At 71.6% G+C, this 16935-nt stretch carries 16 protein-coding genes and 1 pseudogene; 11 read left to right on the forward strand and 6 right to left on the reverse strand.

From position 1 onward, the window contains the following. The first annotated feature begins 6 nt into the window (after positions 1–6). The 8 genes from ACWD4B_RS02080 (at position 7) to ACWD4B_RS02115 (ending at position 5732) form a co-directional block, all read left to right on the forward strand. A complete protein-coding gene (locus tag ACWD4B_RS02080; RefSeq protein ID WP_451418945.1) occupies positions 7–144 on the forward strand; it encodes a lasso RiPP family leader peptide-containing protein in 138 nt (45 codons plus the stop codon). A 20-nt stretch (positions 145–164) separates the two neighbouring features. After that, positions 165–296, forward strand: a complete 132-nt coding sequence (locus ACWD4B_RS02085) for a lasso RiPP family leader peptide-containing protein (protein WP_451418946.1) — start codon at positions 165–167, stop codon at positions 294–296. Between the two features lie 6 nt (positions 297–302). Continuing rightward, on the forward strand, positions 303–2153 hold the full coding sequence (locus tag ACWD4B_RS02090; RefSeq protein WP_451418947.1) for an asparagine synthase-related protein: 1851 nt from the start codon (positions 303–305) through the stop codon (positions 2151–2153). Beyond that, positions 2150–2413 (forward strand): lasso peptide biosynthesis PqqD family chaperone, encoded by a 264-nt coding sequence (locus ACWD4B_RS02095; protein WP_451418948.1) that lies wholly within the window; start codon positions 2150–2152, stop codon positions 2411–2413. The genes ACWD4B_RS02090 and ACWD4B_RS02095 overlap by 4 nt, the downstream gene beginning before the upstream one ends. Then, positions 2410–2838 (forward strand): lasso peptide biosynthesis B2 protein, encoded by a 429-nt coding sequence (locus ACWD4B_RS02100; RefSeq protein WP_451418949.1) that lies wholly within the window; start codon positions 2410–2412, stop codon positions 2836–2838. The genes ACWD4B_RS02095 and ACWD4B_RS02100 overlap by 4 nt, the downstream gene beginning before the upstream one ends. After that, entirely contained in the window at positions 2835–3785 is a 951-nt protein-coding gene (locus tag ACWD4B_RS02105; RefSeq protein WP_451418950.1) for an ATP-binding cassette domain-containing protein, read from the forward strand. The genes ACWD4B_RS02100 and ACWD4B_RS02105 overlap by 4 nt, the downstream gene beginning before the upstream one ends. Then, a complete protein-coding gene (locus tag ACWD4B_RS02110) occupies positions 3782–4597 on the forward strand; it encodes an ABC transporter permease (RefSeq protein WP_451418951.1) in 816 nt (271 codons plus the stop codon). Before ACWD4B_RS02105 ends, ACWD4B_RS02110 begins: the two co-directional genes overlap by 4 nt. 313 nt (positions 4598–4910) lie before the next feature. Then, positions 4911–5732 (forward strand): lipase family protein, encoded by an 822-nt coding sequence (locus ACWD4B_RS02115; RefSeq protein WP_451418952.1) that lies wholly within the window; start codon positions 4911–4913, stop codon positions 5730–5732. A gap of 88 nt (positions 5733–5820) precedes the next feature. Here the strand turns inward: ACWD4B_RS02115 and ACWD4B_RS02120 are convergent, their stop codons facing one another. Beyond that, positions 5821–6873 carry an NAD(P)-dependent alcohol dehydrogenase gene (locus tag ACWD4B_RS02120; RefSeq protein ID WP_451418953.1) on the reverse strand — a complete coding sequence of 351 codons (1053 nt, stop codon included), beginning with the start codon at positions 6871–6873 and terminating at the stop codon, positions 5821–5823. A gap of 119 nt (positions 6874–6992) precedes the next feature. On the opposite strand from ACWD4B_RS02120, the gene ACWD4B_RS02125 reads away from it, so the two are divergent. Then, positions 6993–7862, forward strand: a complete 870-nt coding sequence (locus ACWD4B_RS02125) for a helix-turn-helix transcriptional regulator (RefSeq protein ID WP_451418954.1) — start codon at positions 6993–6995, stop codon at positions 7860–7862. Between the two features lie 88 nt (positions 7863–7950). Here ACWD4B_RS02125 and ACWD4B_RS02130 read toward each other — a convergent pair whose 3' ends face one another. Beyond that, positions 7951–9027 (reverse strand): S1 family peptidase, encoded by a 1077-nt coding sequence (locus ACWD4B_RS02130; RefSeq protein WP_451418955.1) that lies wholly within the window; start codon positions 9025–9027, stop codon positions 7951–7953. A gap of 572 nt (positions 9028–9599) precedes the next feature. On the opposite strand from ACWD4B_RS02130, the gene ACWD4B_RS02135 reads away from it, so the two are divergent. Continuing rightward, positions 9600–11960, forward strand: coding sequence for a terpene synthase family protein (locus ACWD4B_RS02135; protein WP_451418956.1), 2361 nt, complete (start codon positions 9600–9602; stop codon positions 11958–11960). On the opposite strand, the pseudogene ACWD4B_RS02140 reads toward ACWD4B_RS02135, so the two are convergent. The 3 genes and pseudogenes from ACWD4B_RS02140 to ACWD4B_RS02150 all read right to left on the reverse strand — a co-directional run. Further along, positions 11898–12350: pseudogene (locus ACWD4B_RS02140) on the reverse strand (DinB family protein); the annotation flags it as partial. The gene ACWD4B_RS02135 and the pseudogene ACWD4B_RS02140 sit on opposite strands and share 63 nt — an antisense overlap. Before the next feature lie 11 nt (positions 12351–12361). Continuing rightward, positions 12362–13930, reverse strand: coding sequence for a glycine betaine/L-proline transporter ProP (gene proP / locus ACWD4B_RS02145; RefSeq protein ID WP_451418957.1), 1569 nt, complete (start codon positions 13928–13930; stop codon positions 12362–12364). 220 nt (positions 13931–14150) lie between these two features. Then, positions 14151–14726 carry a cysteine hydrolase family protein gene (locus tag ACWD4B_RS02150; protein ID WP_451418958.1) on the reverse strand — a complete coding sequence of 192 codons (576 nt, stop codon included), beginning with the start codon at positions 14724–14726 and terminating at the stop codon, positions 14151–14153. 222 nt (positions 14727–14948) lie between these two features. Here ACWD4B_RS02150 and ACWD4B_RS02155 point away from each other — a divergent pair, with 222 nt between their 5' ends. Continuing rightward, positions 14949–16154 carry an alpha/beta hydrolase family protein gene (locus tag ACWD4B_RS02155; RefSeq protein WP_451418959.1) on the forward strand — a complete coding sequence of 402 codons (1206 nt, stop codon included), beginning with the start codon at positions 14949–14951 and terminating at the stop codon, positions 16152–16154. A 31-nt stretch (positions 16155–16185) separates the two neighbouring features. Here ACWD4B_RS02155 and ACWD4B_RS02160 read toward each other — a convergent pair whose 3' ends face one another. Further along, positions 16186–16887: an IclR family transcriptional regulator gene (locus tag ACWD4B_RS02160; protein WP_451418960.1), complete on the reverse strand. Its 702-nt coding sequence runs from the start codon at positions 16885–16887 to the stop codon at positions 16186–16188. Positions 16888–16935 lie beyond the last annotated feature (48 nt).

Genomic DNA, 16935 nt, shown 5'->3' on the forward strand with positions numbered 1-16935 from the left:
GTTCTCATGGAGCAACAGGAAATCTATGAGCCCCCTGTCGCAGTGGAGCTCGGCGACTTCACCGAGCTGACCCGTTCCTCCAACTTCGGCAGGGGCAACGATGGTTACCTGTACTGGTACGACTTCGCGAACGCGCGAGGCTGACCACCGGAAAAGGAGCTTCCATGGAACAGCAGGAAGTCTACGAGCCCCCTCTCGTCGTGGAGATCGGCGACTTCGCCGAGCTGACCCGCGGGCCCATCGCCTACGGCCACCCCGACGTGTACGGCTACTACTTCATGACCGCACAAGGCTGAGCACGCGTGACGGGCGAGGTGTGGTTCGCGGTTCTGCCGGACGGTGAAGCGGGCCTCGCCGCGGCTCGAGCGCTGCTTCCCCAGGCCTCCCGGGTGATCCCGCACGCTTCGGGACGGCCGTGGCTGCTGGGCGACTGGCCGGACGGCCGGGTGACCGTGGCAGCAGCAGGGGAGGCGCGGCTGGCGGTGGTCGGGCGCTGCCCGGTCACCGTCGGTGCGCTGGCGGCGCGGCTGCGGCCGGTGCGGGAGATATCGGGCGTGGAAGAGGCGGTCCGCGGTCTGGCGGGCAGCTTCCACGTGGTCGCTTCGGTCGCCGGCCGCGTGCGCGTGCGCGGCAGCGCGTCCGCGGTGCGGCGGGTGTTCCATGCCCGGGTGGACGGCGTGACCGTGGCGGCCGACAGTCCGTACAGGCTCGCATCGCTGGCAGGTGCGGGGATGGACGAGGCGGTGCTGGCGCTCTCCCTGTTGTCCGTACCGGTCTTCCATCCCCTGGACAGCTGGTGCGTGTGGCGGGGCGTCCGGGCACTCCGGCCCGACCGGTTCCTGCTGATCGAGGCGGACGGCCGGGCGCGCACCGGCAGATGGTGGCAGCCGCCGGACCCCGTGCTCTCGCGTACCGAAGGCGCGGCGGCGGTGCGACGGGCCCTGGTCGACGCTGTGGAGAGCTGCACCACCGGCGGCGGCACGATCAGCGCAGACCTGTCCGGCGGCATGGACTCCACCAGCCTCTGCTTCCTCGCCGCCCGGGGCCCGGCACGGCTCGTCACACTGCACTTGGCCGGTGCCGATCCGGACAACGACGACACCACGTGGGCCACACGTGCCGCTGCCGCGTTGCCGGACAGCGAGCATCTGAGGCCGGAGCGTGCCCAGTTGCCCGCGTGGCTCGCGGGGATCGGCAGCCTGGACGTCTCCACGGACGAGCCCGGCGGCTGGGTACGGGACGTCGGCCGGTGCGCGGCCCTCATCCCCCTTCTTGTCGGCCGGGGTTCACGACTGCACCTCGTCGGCATCGGCGGCGACGAGCTGTTCTGCGCGCTCCCCCCGCACTTGCACGACTACATCAGAAGTCACCCGCTGGCAGCCGCCGGCCGGATCCGGCGCCAACGGGCGGCAGAATCGGCGCCCTTGTGGCCCGTCCTGCGCGAGCTTGCGGACCGGAGCACGTACGCGCGGTGGCTGGCCGCCGAGGCGGGACGGCTCGCCGTACCGCCACCGTCCACGCGCGGGCGAGAGCTCCCCTCCCTGGCCTGGGGGCCCGAACTCCGCATGCCCCCGTGGGCGAGCCCCGAAGCCGTCGACCTGGTGCACCGCCTGCTCCGCGAGGCCGCCGACGGCGCCGAACCGCTCGCGCCGCAGCGCGGCCAGCACGCCGCCCTCACCTACGTCCAGACGGGCGGGCGCGGTATCCGCCACATGAACCAGGTGACCACCGGCCTCGGCCTGGAGTACGCCGCCCCCTACCTCGACGACAACGTCATCGAAGCCGCGCTCTCCGTCCGCGTCCACGAACGCAACGCGCCGCGCCTCTTCAAGCCGGTCCTCACCACCGCGCTGCGCGGCATCGTGCCCGACCCCCTCCTGGAACGCTCCACCAAGGGCGACTTCACCGCCGACTACCACGCCGGGCTGCGCGCGAACCGGACCGCCCTCCTGCGGCTCTTCGACGACTCCCGGCTCGCCCGGGCGGGCCTGATCGATGCCGACGCCGTCCGCGCGAGCCTGCTCGGCCCGCAGACCGGGCCGGACGCACAGCGTCTCATGGAGCCCACCCTGGCCTGCGAGGCCTGGCTCCGCTCCCGCACCGATCCCCTCGCACCTCCGCGCACCGCCGTCCCCACCGGAGAACGCCCATGACCCTCACCCTGCGCACCAATGTCTGCGCGACCGACACCGACGACGGCATGGTGCTGCTCGACGAGGCCAACGGCCGCTACTGGCAGCTCAATACGACCGCCGCGCTCATCCTGCGCACCCTCCTCGGCGGAGCAACCCCCCAGCAGACGGCACACCGGCTCGGTGACCGCTACCCACAACTCACCGCCGAGCGCAGAGACCAGGACGTGGATGCCCTCGTACGCTCGCTCCTCGACGCACGCCTGGTGGTGCAGGCATGAGCCAGCAGATGGTCGCCGCGGCCCGGGAGAGCGTTCCCCTGCTCCGCCGCCCGCCCGTTCTCCTCGCCGTCGCAACCGCCCGGCTGCTCATCCGGCTCTCGCCCCGCCGCCTGCGCCGCGTGCTCGGGCTGGCACGGCGCGGCGCCGGAGCAGCCACCGCCGACCAGGCCCACGCCGCCCGCAGCGCCGTCGTCGCGGTCAGCGCCCGCTGTGCCGGAGAAGGCTGCCTCCAGCGCTCCGTGGCCACCGCACTGCTGTGCCGGCTGCGCGGCACCTGGCCCACCTGGTGCACGGGGGTGCGCACGGGCCCGTTCCGTGCCCACGCCTGGGTCGAGGTGGACGGGCAGCCGATCGGCGAGCCGTACGCCGTCGGTTCGTACCGCACGATGATGACCGTGCCGAGCCTGCCCCGCACCCGACCGTGACCGACGACCGGCCGACCGTCCTCACCCGCGGGCTGCGCAAGACCTACCCCGGCGGCACCGAAGCCGTGCGCGGCGTGGACCTGACCGTGCACCCCGGAGAGACCTTCGGCTTCCTCGGCCCCAACGGCGCCGGCAAGACCACCACCATCGCCATGCTCTGCACCCTCGCCCGGCCCACTGCCGGGCGGGCGCTCGTCGGCGGCTCCGACGTCACCGCCGACCCCGGCGCCGTGCGCCGCCGCATCGGCCTGGTCTTCCAGGAGTCCACCGTCGACCCCGACCTCACCGCCGCGGAGAACCTGCGCTTCCACGCCGAGCTGCACGCCCTGCCACGGCGCACCGCCCGCACCGCCACCGCCGACATGCTCGCCCTCGTCGGTCTGACCGCCCAGCGCGACCGGCTCGTGCGCACCTTCTCCGGCGGGATGAAGCGCCGCCTGGAGATCGCCCGGGGGCTGCTCCACAGCCCCCGGGTGCTCTTCCTCGACGAGCCCACCGCCGGCCTCGACCCGCGCTCGCGCGCCCAGGTCTGGGAGCACCTGCACCACGTCCGCACCCGGCACGCGGTCACCCTGTTCCTCACCACCCACTACCTGGACGAGGCCGAACACTGCGACCGGATCGCCGTCATCGACGACGGCCTCATCGTCACCGAGGGCACCCCGGCCGCCCTCAAGGCCGCCATCGGCGCCGACCGGGTCGACCTGCGCACCGCCGACGACCGCACGGCGGCCGCACGGCTCCGCGACCGCTTCGGCCTCGCCGCCGTCCCGGCCGCGGAAGGCCTGCGCATCCACGTCCCCGACGGTGCCGCCTTCGTCCCCGCCCTCTGCGCCGGACTCGGCGTGCCGCTGCTGTCCGTTTCCGTCACGCGGCCCAGCCTGGACGACGTGTTCCTGCACTGCACCGGCCGCACCCTGCGCGCTGCCGGGGAAGCCTCGCCATGACCGGGCAACGGACCGCCCGACGCACCCGGTTCGGCGGGGAGTTGCGTGCCGCGCACGTCGTCTGGCAGCGCGAGATGATCCACCTCCTGCGCGGCCGGACCCGCGTGGCCCTGACCCTGCTGCAGCCGCTGCTCGTCCTCCTCGTCCTCGGTACCGGCCTGGGCACCCTGGTCCCCGGGAACTACCGCACCTTCCTCTTCCCCGGCGTCCTGCTCATGACCGTCCAGACGCCCGCAATCGCCGCGGGCGCCTCCCTCGTGTGGGACCGGGAGGCCGGCTTCCTGCGCGAAATGCTCGTCGCCCCCGTGCACCGCGCCACCCTCCTGCTGGGCAAGTGCGCGGGCGGCGCCACCGTCGCCACCTGCCAGGGCGCCCTGCTCCTCGCCCTCGCCCGCACCGCCGACATCCCCTACGACCCGCTCCTCCTCGCCGCCCTCACCGCCGAACTCGCCCTGGCCTCACTGGCGTTGACCTCGCTCACCGCCCTCGCCGCCGTCTGCATCACCCGCCTCCACACCTTCCAGGCCGTCCTGAGCTTCGCCCTCATGCCGATGCTCTTCCTCTCCGGCGCGATGTTCCCGCTCTCCGGCCTGCCGCACTGGCTGCTCCTGCTCTGCCTCGTCAACCCGCTGACGTACGCCCTCGACCCGCTCCGCCAGGCGGTCGCCCACCACGCGCCGCACGGCGGGCCCGTCCTCTCCGCCTGGCCCCTCGGCCACCGGCCGTCGGCCGCGGCGGAACTCGCCGTGACAGCACTGATTGCCGTGGTAGCGCTCACCGTGGCGGCACGGCGCTTCGCGCGGCCGGATTAGGCCGTGTCCGGCGGCTCTTCCCGCCCCGTCAGGGGCGCGGGGAACTGCGCGACCAGCCACCGACGGCCTGCAGCCGACGCACTGCCCCAGGGGTCCGGGGCGAAGCCCCGAGAACCTCGACTGCGGGCGCGTCGTGGCTGATCGCGCCCACGCGGCGGAGCCGCAAATCGAATACAGCCCCGCGCCCCTTCGGGGCGCAGGACCGCCGGTCCGTTCGGGTGAATGTCATCGGCCGGTTCTTTGGAGCGCGGGGCCCCCGGTAACGACTTGTGGTGCATCCACGCCGTCAGAACCCCGAGAAAGGGAGTCCCCCGTGCCTGTACCCTCCGCCCCCGACCACAAGGCCCGCGGCTACAGCCTGGCCCAGGCGTACTGGCTGGCGCAGGCGTCCGACCTCGCCTACAAGGACCGGCCCACCATCGAGAAGCAGGCGCGCAGTTGGGGGTTCGACCGGGTACGGCATCACGAGACGCGATTCACGCCGCCGTTCCCGGTGCAGGACACCCAGGCGTACACCATGGCCGGCGACGACATGATCATCACCGCGTTCCGGGGCACGGAACCGGCGGAGATCCGCGACTGGCTCTCCGACGCCGAAACCCCGCCGTGGCCGGGTCCGGCAGAGACGGGATACGTCCATTACGGCTTCGGCGAGGCCCTCCACTCGATCTATCCCGAAGTCGAGGACGCCGTCCGGGAGTTCCGGACGAACGGCCAGACCGTGTGGTTCACGGGCCACAGCCTCGGCGGCGCCCTGGCCATGCTCGCCGGTGCGCGGCTCTACCTGGAGGATCCGAAGCTGCTGGCCGACGGCGTCTACACGTACGGTCAACCCCGCACCTGCGACCGCCTACTGGCCGCCGCGTACAACAAGGGCTTCAAACAGCGCATGTTCCGGTTCGTCAACAACAACGACATCGTGCCGCAGCTGCCGCCCGAGCCCGCGTACACGCACGTCGACGCCCTGCGGTACATCGACTCCGGCGGCAAGATCCACGAGACGGTCTCGTTCTTCGACGGTATGGCCGACCGGGCCAAGGGCCTGACGGCCGATGCGTTCGCTCCGGCGAGCGCCGGTGTGCGGGACCACTTCATGCGCAACTACATCGCCGCACTGGAGAAGAACCTGAGCTGACCGGCGCCCCGTAAAAAACGCTGCCGCTCCGGCGCCCGGTCCACAGGGGAGGGACCGGGTGCCGGAGCGGCGGCGGGGGTGGTGCGCGTCAGATCGTCGCGGTGTCGATGACGAACCGGTAGCGCACGTCGCTGGCCAGGACCCGCTCGTACGCCTCGTTGATCTGGTCGGCGCGGATCAGCTCGATCTCGGAGGCGATGCCGTGCTCGCCGCAGAAGTCCAGCATCTCCTGGGTCTCCGGGATGCCGCCGATCATCGATCCGGACATCGACCGCCGCTGACGGAAGAGGGCGGACGCGGGAACGGACAGCGCGTTCTCGGGGGCGCCGAGCTGGACCAGGGTGCCGTCGGTCTTCAGCAGCTCGAAGTACGCGCCCAGGTCGAGGTCCGCCGAGACGGTGTTGAGGATCAGGTCGAAGGTACCGGCCAGCGCCTCGAAGGTGGCCGGGTCGGAGGTGGCGTAGTAGTGGTCCGCGCCGAGCCGCAGGCCGTCGTCCTTCTTGCGCAGGGACTGGCTGAGCACCGTGACCTCGGCGCCCATGGCGTGGGCGATCTTCACGCCCATGTGACCCAGCCCGCCGAGGCCGATGACGGCGACCTTCTTGCCGGGGCCGGCCTGCCAGTGGGCGAGCGGCGAGTAGAGGGTGATGCCGGCGCACAGCAGCGGGGCCGCGGCGTCCAGCGGGATGCTCTCGGGGATGCGCAGGACGTAGTTCTCGTCGACGACGATGTGCGTCGAGTAGCCACCCTGTGTGAACTCACCGTCACGGCCGGTGGAGGCGTAGGTGCCGATCAGGCCGGTCTCGCCGGTGCAGTACTGCTGCAGCCCGGCACGGCAGTTGTCGCACTCGCGGCAGGAGTCGACGAAGCAGCCGACGCCGACGCGGTCGCCGACGGCGTAACGGGTGACGCCGGGGCCGACCTCGGTGACGATGCCCGCTATCTCGTGGCCGGCGACGATGGGGAAGGTCTCGTGGCCCCACTCGCCGCGCACGGTGTGGATGTCGGAGTGGCAGATGCCGGCGAACTTGATGTCGATCAGGATGTCGTGCTCGCCCAGCGCGCGACGGGTGATGGTGATGCGCTCCAGGGGAGCCTTGGGGGCAGGGGCCGCGTAAGCGTGGGCAGTGGTGTGCGTCATGTCCTCGATCCTGCGGCAACCGGAAGATCGCAGCCAGGACCCGGCTGTGCCTACGCTTGCCGTTCCTACCACTGGCAGGACCACCCTCGGCGTCCGTGGGCACCCGCATACTGGTGGGTATGGACCAGCGCACCGAACTGAGCGAGTTCCTCCGCTCCCGTCGCGCCCGGCTGCGGCCGGAGGACGTGGGGCTGACGGCGTACGGAGCCCGGCGGCGGGTGCCGGGGCTGCGGCGCGAGGAGCTGGCGCAGCTCGCCGGAGTGAGCGTCGCCTACTACACACGGCTCGAACAGGGCCGGGGACAGAACGTGTCGGCGTCGGTGCTGAATGCGATCGCCGATGCACTGCGGCTGGACCGGGCCGAGCGGGACCACCTCACGCACCTGGCCAGGCCGGCCGGGCACCGCCCGCGCACCGCGGCCGCCCGCCCGCAGCGGGTGCGCCCGGCCGTGCAGAACCTGATCGACACCATGGAGAACGTGCCGGCGTACGTGCTCGGGCGCCGGATGGACATCATCGCCTGGAACCGGCTCGCCTGCGCCCTGCTCGGCGACTTCGCCGCCATGCCCGCCGCGCAGCGCAACATGGCCTGGCAGGCTTTCCTGGAGCCGGCCACGCGCGAGCTGTACGTGGACTGGGAGTCCAAGGCGGCCGACCTCGTCGCGATGCTGCGACTGGAGGCGGGCCGCCGCCCCGACGATCCCCGGCTCACCGCACTGGTGGGCGAACTCTCCGTCAAGAGCGAGGAGTTCCGCAGTCTGTGGGCCGCGCACAACGTGCGGGACAAGTGCTACGGGGTGAAGCAGCTGCACCACGCGGTGGTGGGCACGCTGACGCTGGCGTGCGAGACGCTGGTCCTGCCGACCGACCCGGACCAGCAGCTGGTCACGTATCACGCCGAGCCGGGTTCCGAGTCCGCCGAGTCGCTGCGGCTGCTGGCCAGTTGGACGCTCGGCACGGCGCCGGAGGTTCCGGCGCGCTCGTCCTGACCGCACCGGCCGTCCGTACGCGGGCGCGGCGCGACGCGGCCCCTGGATCCGGGGGAAGATCCAGGGGCCGCGCCCTCCGGAGGAGTTCCTACGGGATCGTGGCCCCGGTGGCGCTCAGCGCCGCGGGTACCGGCTGGAAGAAGGTCTCGCCGCCGTTGGTGCAGTCGCCGCTGCCGCCGGAGGTCAGGCCGAGTGCGCTCTCGCCGTCGAAGAGCGGGCCGCCGCTGTCGCCGGGCTCGGCGCAGACGGTGGTGTCGATCAGGCCGTTGACCGTGCCCTCCGCGTAGTTGACGGTGGCGTTGAGGCCGGTGACCTGACCGCCGTGGACCTGGGTGGTGCTGCCGCTGCGCTGGACGTTCTCGCCGACGGTCGCATCGGCGGCCCGGCTGATGGTCTGCAGGCTGCCGTTGTAGAGGTCGACCGCGCTGGGGTGGTCGACGTTACCGGTGTAGGCCACGAGGGCGTAGTCGGTGCCGGGGAACGATGACGTCTCGGTGGAGCCGGCCTGGGATCCGCCCTGCGAGTCGGACCAGGTGGCCGAGGCGTTGCCGCAGTGCCCGGCGGTGAGGAAGTAGGGCTGGCCTCCCTTGGTGACGTTGAAGCCCAGCGAACAGCGCACTCCGCTGCCCCAGATGGCGTCGCCGCCGGCGAGCAGCGGCCGGAAGGTGCCGGAGGCCCGCTTGAGGGTGGCCTTGTCGCCGAGCCCGGCGACGACCTTGTTCAGCTGCGCGAGCCTGGCGCCCTTGACGGTGCTGTCGGCCTTGACGACGACCTTGTTGGTCCTGGGGTCGACGGACCAGGCGGTGCCGGGGATGGCGGCCTGCTGTTCCAGTGTCCGTCTGGCCGAGGCGAGTTGGGCGGCGGAGTGCCGGACGTACCGGGCCTCCGCGCCGGCCGCCTGCGCCTTCGCGGCGGCGGATGCGTCGGTGACGTCGACGACGAGCCTGCCCGCCGATGCGTCGTAGTACGAGCCCGCCGTGCCGGCCCCGAGGCCGGCGGCCAGTTGCTGCCCGACCTGTGCAGCCCGGGCCGGGGACATGGCGGCGGTGTCGGACGCCGGAGCGGCGTGGGCGGTCTGGAGGGTGAGGGAGGATGCCGTGGCCAGGGCCACGGCGCCGGCGACGGCCAGGGCCGTGCGCCTCCTGGGTATCGTTGAGTCCTTCAACTCGGGCCTCCTGTGAGGGGGGTGTGCCCGTCGTGGTCGGCGGGCCCGGAGGACGTGGCGGCCTGATACGCGACCGAAATACGTCGCGTCCATGCCAAGAGTCGTGCGATCGAGTATCGGACCGGCCCCGGCACCCCACAAGAACACATCCGGTCGCACACGATCGCGCGCCGCGGGACCGCCGCCTTCGATTCCACTCGGGAGCACCGGAGGTCACGGAGGTGCGCGTGCGTGGCAACTCCCGTACGCCCAGGGGCGATTAACGGACGGTGAGGGAGCCGGCTGTCCGATACCCGTCACCCGGGACCGGCGACCGCGCCGGCCCGGCTGTGCATCCGTGCGGCCTTCTGTGCGGAAGTGGTCCGTCCGGCCCGGCGGAAGCGCGCCATCGGAGGCCGCCGGGGCTGAAGATCCTTAACCGGACTCCCCACGGCTTTCATCATATTGAGGGGAAGAACGACAGTCCGGCCCGGGCCCTGCCGCCCCTCCGCCTAGCGTGGCGCGTGAACCGGCCGCGGCAGCCGCGGCGGCCACCGCCCCTCCCCCGGCCCCGGCGAAAGGCCGCGCACGCAATGGCGAACCCCTTCGAGCTCCCCCGCTTCTACATGCCGCACCCGGCGCGCCTCAACCCCCATCTGGAGCGGGCCCGGGCGCACTCCAGGGCATGGGCCAGGGACATGGGAATGCTCGAGGGCTCGGGCATCTGGGACGAGAGCGACCTCGACTCCCACGACTACGCGCTGCTGTGCTCCTACACCCACCCCGAGGCCTCGGCCGAGGAGTTGGAGCTCGTCACCGACTGGTACGTGTGGGTCTTCTTCTTCGACGACCACTTCCTGGACGTCTTCAAACGCACCCTCGACACCACCGGGGCCAAGGCCTACCTCGACCGGATCCCCGCCTTCATGCCGATCGGCCCGGGCGGGACGGCTCCGGACGAGCCGGCCAACCAGGTCGAGGCGGGCCTGGCGGACCTGTGGGCGCGCACGGTCCCCGGCATGTCGGAGGACTGGCAGCACCGCTTCAAGGAAAGCACCCGGCACCTGCTGGAGGAGTCCCTCTGGGAGCTGGCCAACATCAGCGACGAGCGCGTCGCCAACCCCGTCGAGTACATCGAGATGCGGCGCAAGGTCGGCGGAGCCCCCTGGTCCGCCCACCTGGTCGAGCACGCCGTGCAGGCCGAGGTCCCCGCCGCCATCGCGGCGAGCCGCCCGATGCGGGTCCTCAAGGACACCTTCGCCGACGGGGTGCACCTGCGCAACGACCTCTTCTCGTACCAGCGCGAGATCCAGGACGAGGGCGAACTGTCCAATGCCGTCCTGGTGCTGGAGCACTTCCTCGGCTGCCCGACACAGGAGGCGGCCGACCGCGTCAACGACCTGCTCACCTCCCGGCTGCAGCAGTTCGAGCACACCGCCCTCACCGAGATCGGCCCCCTCCTCCAGGACCACGCCCTCGGCCCGCAGGCCGCGGCGGACGTGCTCACCTACATCCGGGGCCTCCAGGACTGGCAGGCCGGCGGACACGAGTGGCACATGCGCTCCAGCCGCTACATGAACGGCACCGCGCAGGGCACCCCCTCCTCCCCCGCGACCCCGCTGCCCGCAGGCCCCCTCGGGCTGGGCACGTCGGCGGCACGCCTCGTACCGTCGCTGATCGCCTCGATGCCGGCGCGCCTGCGCAGCTTCAGCCACGTGCCGTTCCAGGTGACGGGCCATCTCCCGCTGCCGGAGCTCCACATGCCGTACGAGGCCCGCCTCAACCCGCACCTGGAGCGCTCGCGCGAGAACACCGTGGCCTGGAGCCGCCGCATGGGGTTCCTGGAGCCGCAGCCGGGCATCCCCGATTCCGGCCACTGGACGGAGGAGAAGCTCAGGGACTTCGACCTCCCGCTGGCCGCCGCGGGCCTGTACCCCGACGGCTTCCCGTACCGGCTCGATCTCGCCTCGGACTGGTTCGCCTGGGGAACCTACGCGGACGACTACTACCCCGCAGCCTTCGGCCGCACCCCCGGCGGCCCGGCCGCGGCCAAGCTCTGCACCGAGCGGCTCCTGACCTTCATGCCCCTGGACCTCGGCGCCATGCCGCAACCGCAGTACGCCATGGAGCGCGGCCTCGCGGACCTGTGGTCCCGCTCCGCCGGCCCCATGCCCGTCGAGGCGCGCCGCGAACTCCGCGCCGCCGTCCGGGCGATGCTGGAGAGCTGGGTGTGGGAGCTGGGCAACGAGCAGCAGCACCGCATCCCGGACCCCGTCGACTACATCGAGATGCGGCGCGACACCTTCGGCTTCGACCTGATGGCGGCGCTCAGGCGCTTCGACCACGGCCTGCCGCCCGAACTGGCCCGCAGCCGCCCGGTCCAGGCCATGGACAACACCGCGGCCGACTACGCCTGCATGACCAACGACCTCCACTCCTACCAGAAGGAGATCCAGTTCCAGGGCGAGCTCCACAACGCGGTCCTGGTCGTGGAGAAGTTCTTCGACTGCGACCGCATGACGGCCCGCGACATCGTCGCGGACCTGATGAACTCCCGCATGCGCGAGTTCGAGCACGTCGTCACCACCCAGCTCCCGTCCCTCTTCAGAGAGTTCGACCTGGACGAGCAGGCGCGCACCGCGGTGGAGAGGTACGCCGAGGACCTGAAGAACTGGATGTCGGGAGGCCTGGCGTGGCACCGGGCCTGCCACCGGTACGGGGAGGCGGATCTGCTGCGGCATCACGGGGTACCGGTGACGTCTGTGGCGCCGGAGGGGCTGGAGAAGGGGCTTCCCTCACGATCGGCGCAGGTACAGGTCGCGCAGGAGCGTGATCTCCGCGCCGTGGTGGATCACCTCGCGGTTGACGTGCAGGATCAGCGCCGCCAATGGGCGGTCGGCGTACGGGCCTCCGGCCGGGCCGCGACGCCGGCCTGCATCCATCGGGCCGAGTGACTGCACGCCGGACGACCACGCCTCGTATGCCCGGTCGAGTTGGCCCAACGCCTCGGCCGCGGTGCCGGCATAGACGTGGGTGTCGTAGTCGATGGGCGGTCCGCCGAAGCACATCTCGGCGCGTTTGGACAGGACATGGACGGTGATGTGCGCCAGCCGCCAGGCGATGGTGGTGACCGGTGCCGGTTCGGGGGCGGGGAAGGCGTAGTCGACGGTGAACGTCCCCCCGCCCCTCTCGTGTGCGGTGCGGCACGGACGGACCGTCCAACAGCCGGGAACCGGCTCCCAGAAGTATTCGCCGTCGGTCAGCCCGTCCAGCCGCGGCCGCAGCCGCTCCTGCCAGTGCCGGTGCAGCTGATCGCCGAGTTCGGCCGACCACTCGATGTCCATGAGCCCCCTCACTATTGTTGTGTGTGGTGCCGGTGCCACGGGTGACGCAGTCGTACCCAGACGTCCCGGGCCCCGCGCCCGGCCTCGACCCGGCTGCGGGCCACGAGTTCGCGGGCCTTCTCCTCGCTGTCCACCATCGGCCCGGAGCCGCGCAGGGGCCGACCGGCCGTCTCGTGCAGGAAGAAGGCGGAGACGAAGCCGATGGCACCGGCCGCCATCAAGTAATAGGCCGGGATCATCTGGTTGTGGGTGTTCTCGATCAGGGCGGACACCACCAGCGGGGTGGTGCCGCCGAAGAGCGAGACGGAGATGTTGTAGGAGACGGAGAGCGCTCCGTAGCGCAGCCGGGTGGGGAAGAGGGCAGGCAGGGTGGATGCGGCGGTGCCTGCGAAGGAGACGAGCAGCAGGGCCAGGATGAGGCATCCGATGGCCGGAAGCACCACGCCCTGGGCACGGATGAGCAGCAGGGCGGGGACGGCCAGGACCACCAGGGCGGCGCTGCCGGCCATGAAGACCGGCCGGCGTCCCCAGATGTCGGAGTAGCGGCCCACCGTGGTGATGGTGAGCGCGACGACGATCATGGTGCACAGGACGAGCAGTTGCGAGGTCGTGGAGTCGCGGCCGAGCGTCTCGGTCATGTAGGTCGGCAGGTAGGAAGTGACGAGGTAGCTGGTCACGTTGTAGACCACGACCAGGCCCATACAGATCAGCACCGCGTGCCAGTGCTTGGTGAAGGTCTCCTTCAACCGTCCGCGCCCGGACTGCCGGCCCTCTTCGGCGTGCCCCTCCAGCGCTTCGGGGGACTCGTCGGGGTCCTTGGCCATACCGGCCGTGCCGACCGAGGCCGCGGCCCGGAAGGCGGGCGTCTCCTCCAGCTTCATCCGCATGTAGAGCCCGATCAGGCCGAGCGGCCCGGACAGCAGGAAGGGCAGCCGCCAGCCCCAGTCGACCATGGTGCTCTCGCCCAGGGTCGCGGTGAGCGTGGTCACGAGCGCGGATCCGAGGACGTATCCCACGAAGGTGCCGAAGTCCAGCCAGCTGCCCAGGAAGCCCCGGCGCTCGTCCGGGGAGTACTCGGCGATGTAGGTGGTGGCTCCCGCGTACTCGCCGCCGGTGGAGAAACCCTGCACCAGCCGGCACGCCAGCAGCAGAACGGGCGCCAGCAGGCCTACCGTCCCGTAGCCGGGCAACAGGCCCACCGCGAAGGTGCTGGCCGCCATCATGATCATGGTGGCGGCCAGCACCCGCTGCCGCCCGATGCGGTCGCCCAGCGGCCCGAAGGCCAGTCCGCCCAGCGGACGCACCAGGAAGGCCACGGCGAAGGTGGCGAAGGACGCGATCACCTGGATGCCGGGGGAACTGCCGGGGAAGAACACCTTGCCGAGCACGGCCGCAAGGTAGGCGTACACCCCGAAGTCGAACCACTCCATCATGTTGCCGAGCGCCGCCGCCGAGACGGCCCTCCGCACCTCGGGGCGGTCGGTGACCATGACCTCGTCGATGCTCAGCGCGTTCTTGCGGCGGCGGAGCGCGATGCGGACCAGCCGGTCGGTCGCGGGAGTACTTTCCCGCGGCGACATGACCTGGCCAGGCCTCGGGGGCTTCCTGCGGTCGGCATCCATATACCTATTCAATCCCTATGCACGGTTTGACGCTTTTTGTGGCCCGAGTGAAACGGGCCAGCCGCGCGCTTACCCGGGCGGGCCGACCGCAAGCCCTCTTGCACAGGTAAAACGTTTGCCGTCGAGAGACTGCTGCGTCACGCCGCGGATATGGGCATGCCGACTGACCGCCGGCGCGTCAGGACCACCGCGGCGCGATGGCCGTGAGCCAATCCTCGACGGTGACGACATCCGCCCACTGCGGGAACAGTTTTTCCGTGAGGACCCGGTGCACCTCGGGGTCGGTGTCCAGGCAGGCATCCGCCAGGACGGTGAGGCCGAAGTCCATGTCGTTGGCCTGGCACAAGGTGTGCAGTACGACGCCGCTGGTGGCAATGCCGGTGAGGACAAGGCTGTTGATGCCGCGAGCCCTGAGCACCACATCGAGGTCACTGCCCGAGAACGCACTCCCCCGTCTCTTGGTGACCACGATCTCCCCCTGCCGGGGCGCGATGTCGGGGTGAATTCCGGTGCCGGGAGCACCCTCGGTGAAGAGGCCGGCCTGCACGGCGCTGGTGAGCACCCTGTTGCGCGTGCCGACATCCGGCCGGCCCGCCCGTAACGCGATGACCACGTAGATCACGGGGATGCCCGCCGCCCGGGCACCGTCGATCGCCCTGCGCAGGCGGGGCAGATATCCGGAGCCGCCGCCGTCGACGATATCCACGATGTCCTTTTGCACGTCCATCACCAGGAGTGCGTTGTTGTCGGCCATGCTTGCCGTCCCTTCGTCATCGGGAAACGAGAACGACTCCGGGGAATCGAATCAGCCCCAGGCCACACGGCCACCCTAACCAGCCCGGCCCCCCCGGCTCGGGCTGTGGGACTGCTGCACAGACCATCGTTTTCCGAAGGCGACTGAACCGACCACGTCACCCTGCAGGGGTAGCTCGGCGGTTGGATGTGCTCGCGTGCGTCGCATGACAGCGTTTCCTCCATGACCACCACGCCGTTCACCGACCGAACCGGAATCTCGCGCCGTCGCATGCTGGGAGCCTCGCTGGCAGCCGGTGTCGCCGTGCCGCTCGGCATCGCACGCCCCGCGTGGGCGGCTCAAGCCGGCCTCGGCCCGGCGCAATTCACCCTGCCCGTGCCCACCGGGCCGTACCCGGTGGGCACGGTGGCGCTGCACCTCGTCGACGCCTCACGGCCGGACCCCGTGGCCGGGCCCGGGCATCACCGTGAGTTGATGGCCAATGTCTGGTACCCCGCCCGGGACACCGGGCGGTATCCGCAGGCGCCGTGGATGCCCGCCGGCGCCCTGCAGGCGCTCCTCACGTCCGCGGGGTTCAAGGCCGATGCCATGGTGGCGCCGCTCACGGCCGGTCACGAGGGTGCTGCGGTGCGGCGAACGGGCCGCAGATGGCCCGTCGTCGTGTACTCGCACGGTGCGCACAGCCATCGCGCCGACCACACCGTCATGGTTCAGGAGCTCGCCAGCCACGGGTATGTGGTGGTCACCGTGGATCACACGCACGACGCGATCAGCGAGTTCCCCGACGGCCGGGTCGTCGTCCCGCTCAGGGATCCCAAGTACGCGCTGGGGCCTGCGGACTTCGCCACGGACGTCCGGTTCGTCCTCGACTGCATCGAGGATCTCGATGCCGGGCGCAACCCCGACGCCGCACGGCGGCCGTTGCCGGGCGGCTTGCGCGGAGCTCTCGACCTGCACCGCATCGGCATGTTCGGCTGGTCGAAGGGCGGGACGGCGACCGCCCGCCTCATGGTCGAGGACCGGCGCGTCCGGGCCGGGCTGAGCCTCGACGGCCCGATGCTGCCGGCGATCACCGCCGACCTGGACCGGCCGTTCATGATGATGACGGCCCAGTTCACCCGGGCCGCGGAGCCTGCCGTTGCCGAGTTCTGGTCGCACCTGCGGGGGTGGCGGCTCAACATACGGGCCGACGGCGCGATCCACAGTTCGTACGGCGACAACCAGGTGCTGATCCCGCAGTTGGCGAAGGCGGTCGGGATGAGCGACGAGGAGCTCCGCAGCTGGATCGGCACCCTCGATCCGGCCCGGGCGGTGCGGATCCAGCAGGCGTACCCGCTCGCCTTCTTCGACCTGCATCTGCGACACCGCCGGGGGCAGCTGCTCGACGGCCCCTCCCCGGCCTTCCCGGAGGTGAAGTTCCTTCCCTGAGCAGACCTCCGGCCGGCCGACTGCGGGCCCGTCAGAGAACCGCACCGCGCAGCCCCGCTTCGACGGCCCGTCCCGCGCGCTCCACGGCGCGGGCCAGGCGTCGTACGTCGTGGGAGGGGTCCACCATCGCGCACAGTGCGCCGACGGCCCTGCCGCGGCCGACGGCCACCGGCACGGCTGCGCAGCACACGCCGGGGATCAGCGCCTCCCGGTCCAGGGCCACCCCGCTGTCGCGGATCGCCGAGGCCTCGTGCCGCCAGGAGCCCGGCAGCGGGTCCAACGGCGTGCCGGGCGGGGCCACGGCGACCAGCACCTTGCCGGCGGCGGTGCTCCAGGGCCAGTTCGTCCCCGGCTGCACCGGGGCCACCTCGTCGACCGCGCCCGGCACTCCGGAGACGGCCAGGGTCCTGCCCTCCCGCAGGACGCACATGGCGACCGTGGCGCCGGTGGCGGCGGCCAGCCGCTGCATCGGGCCCGTGGCTGCGGCCCGCAGCCCCGGGTGCGGCTGCCACTCCCGGCCCAGCCGGAACATCCGTGGTCCCATACGGTAGTTGACGCCGTGGCGCTCGACAGCACCCAGTTCAACCAGCTGCTCCAGCAGCCGGTGCGCCGTCGTCTTCGGCAGCCCGCTGCCTGCCGCCAGCGCGGTGAGCCCGGCCTCCCGGGCCTCCTGTATCGCCTCCAGCAGGGCGAACGCCCCGTCCAGCACACCCCGCCCCGCGGAACCGGGCATGGCCGCCCCCCTTTCCGTCATCGGAATTCAGTCAACGGCACGGCAATA

This window comes from Streptomyces sp. NPDC002536 (assembly GCF_053594995.1).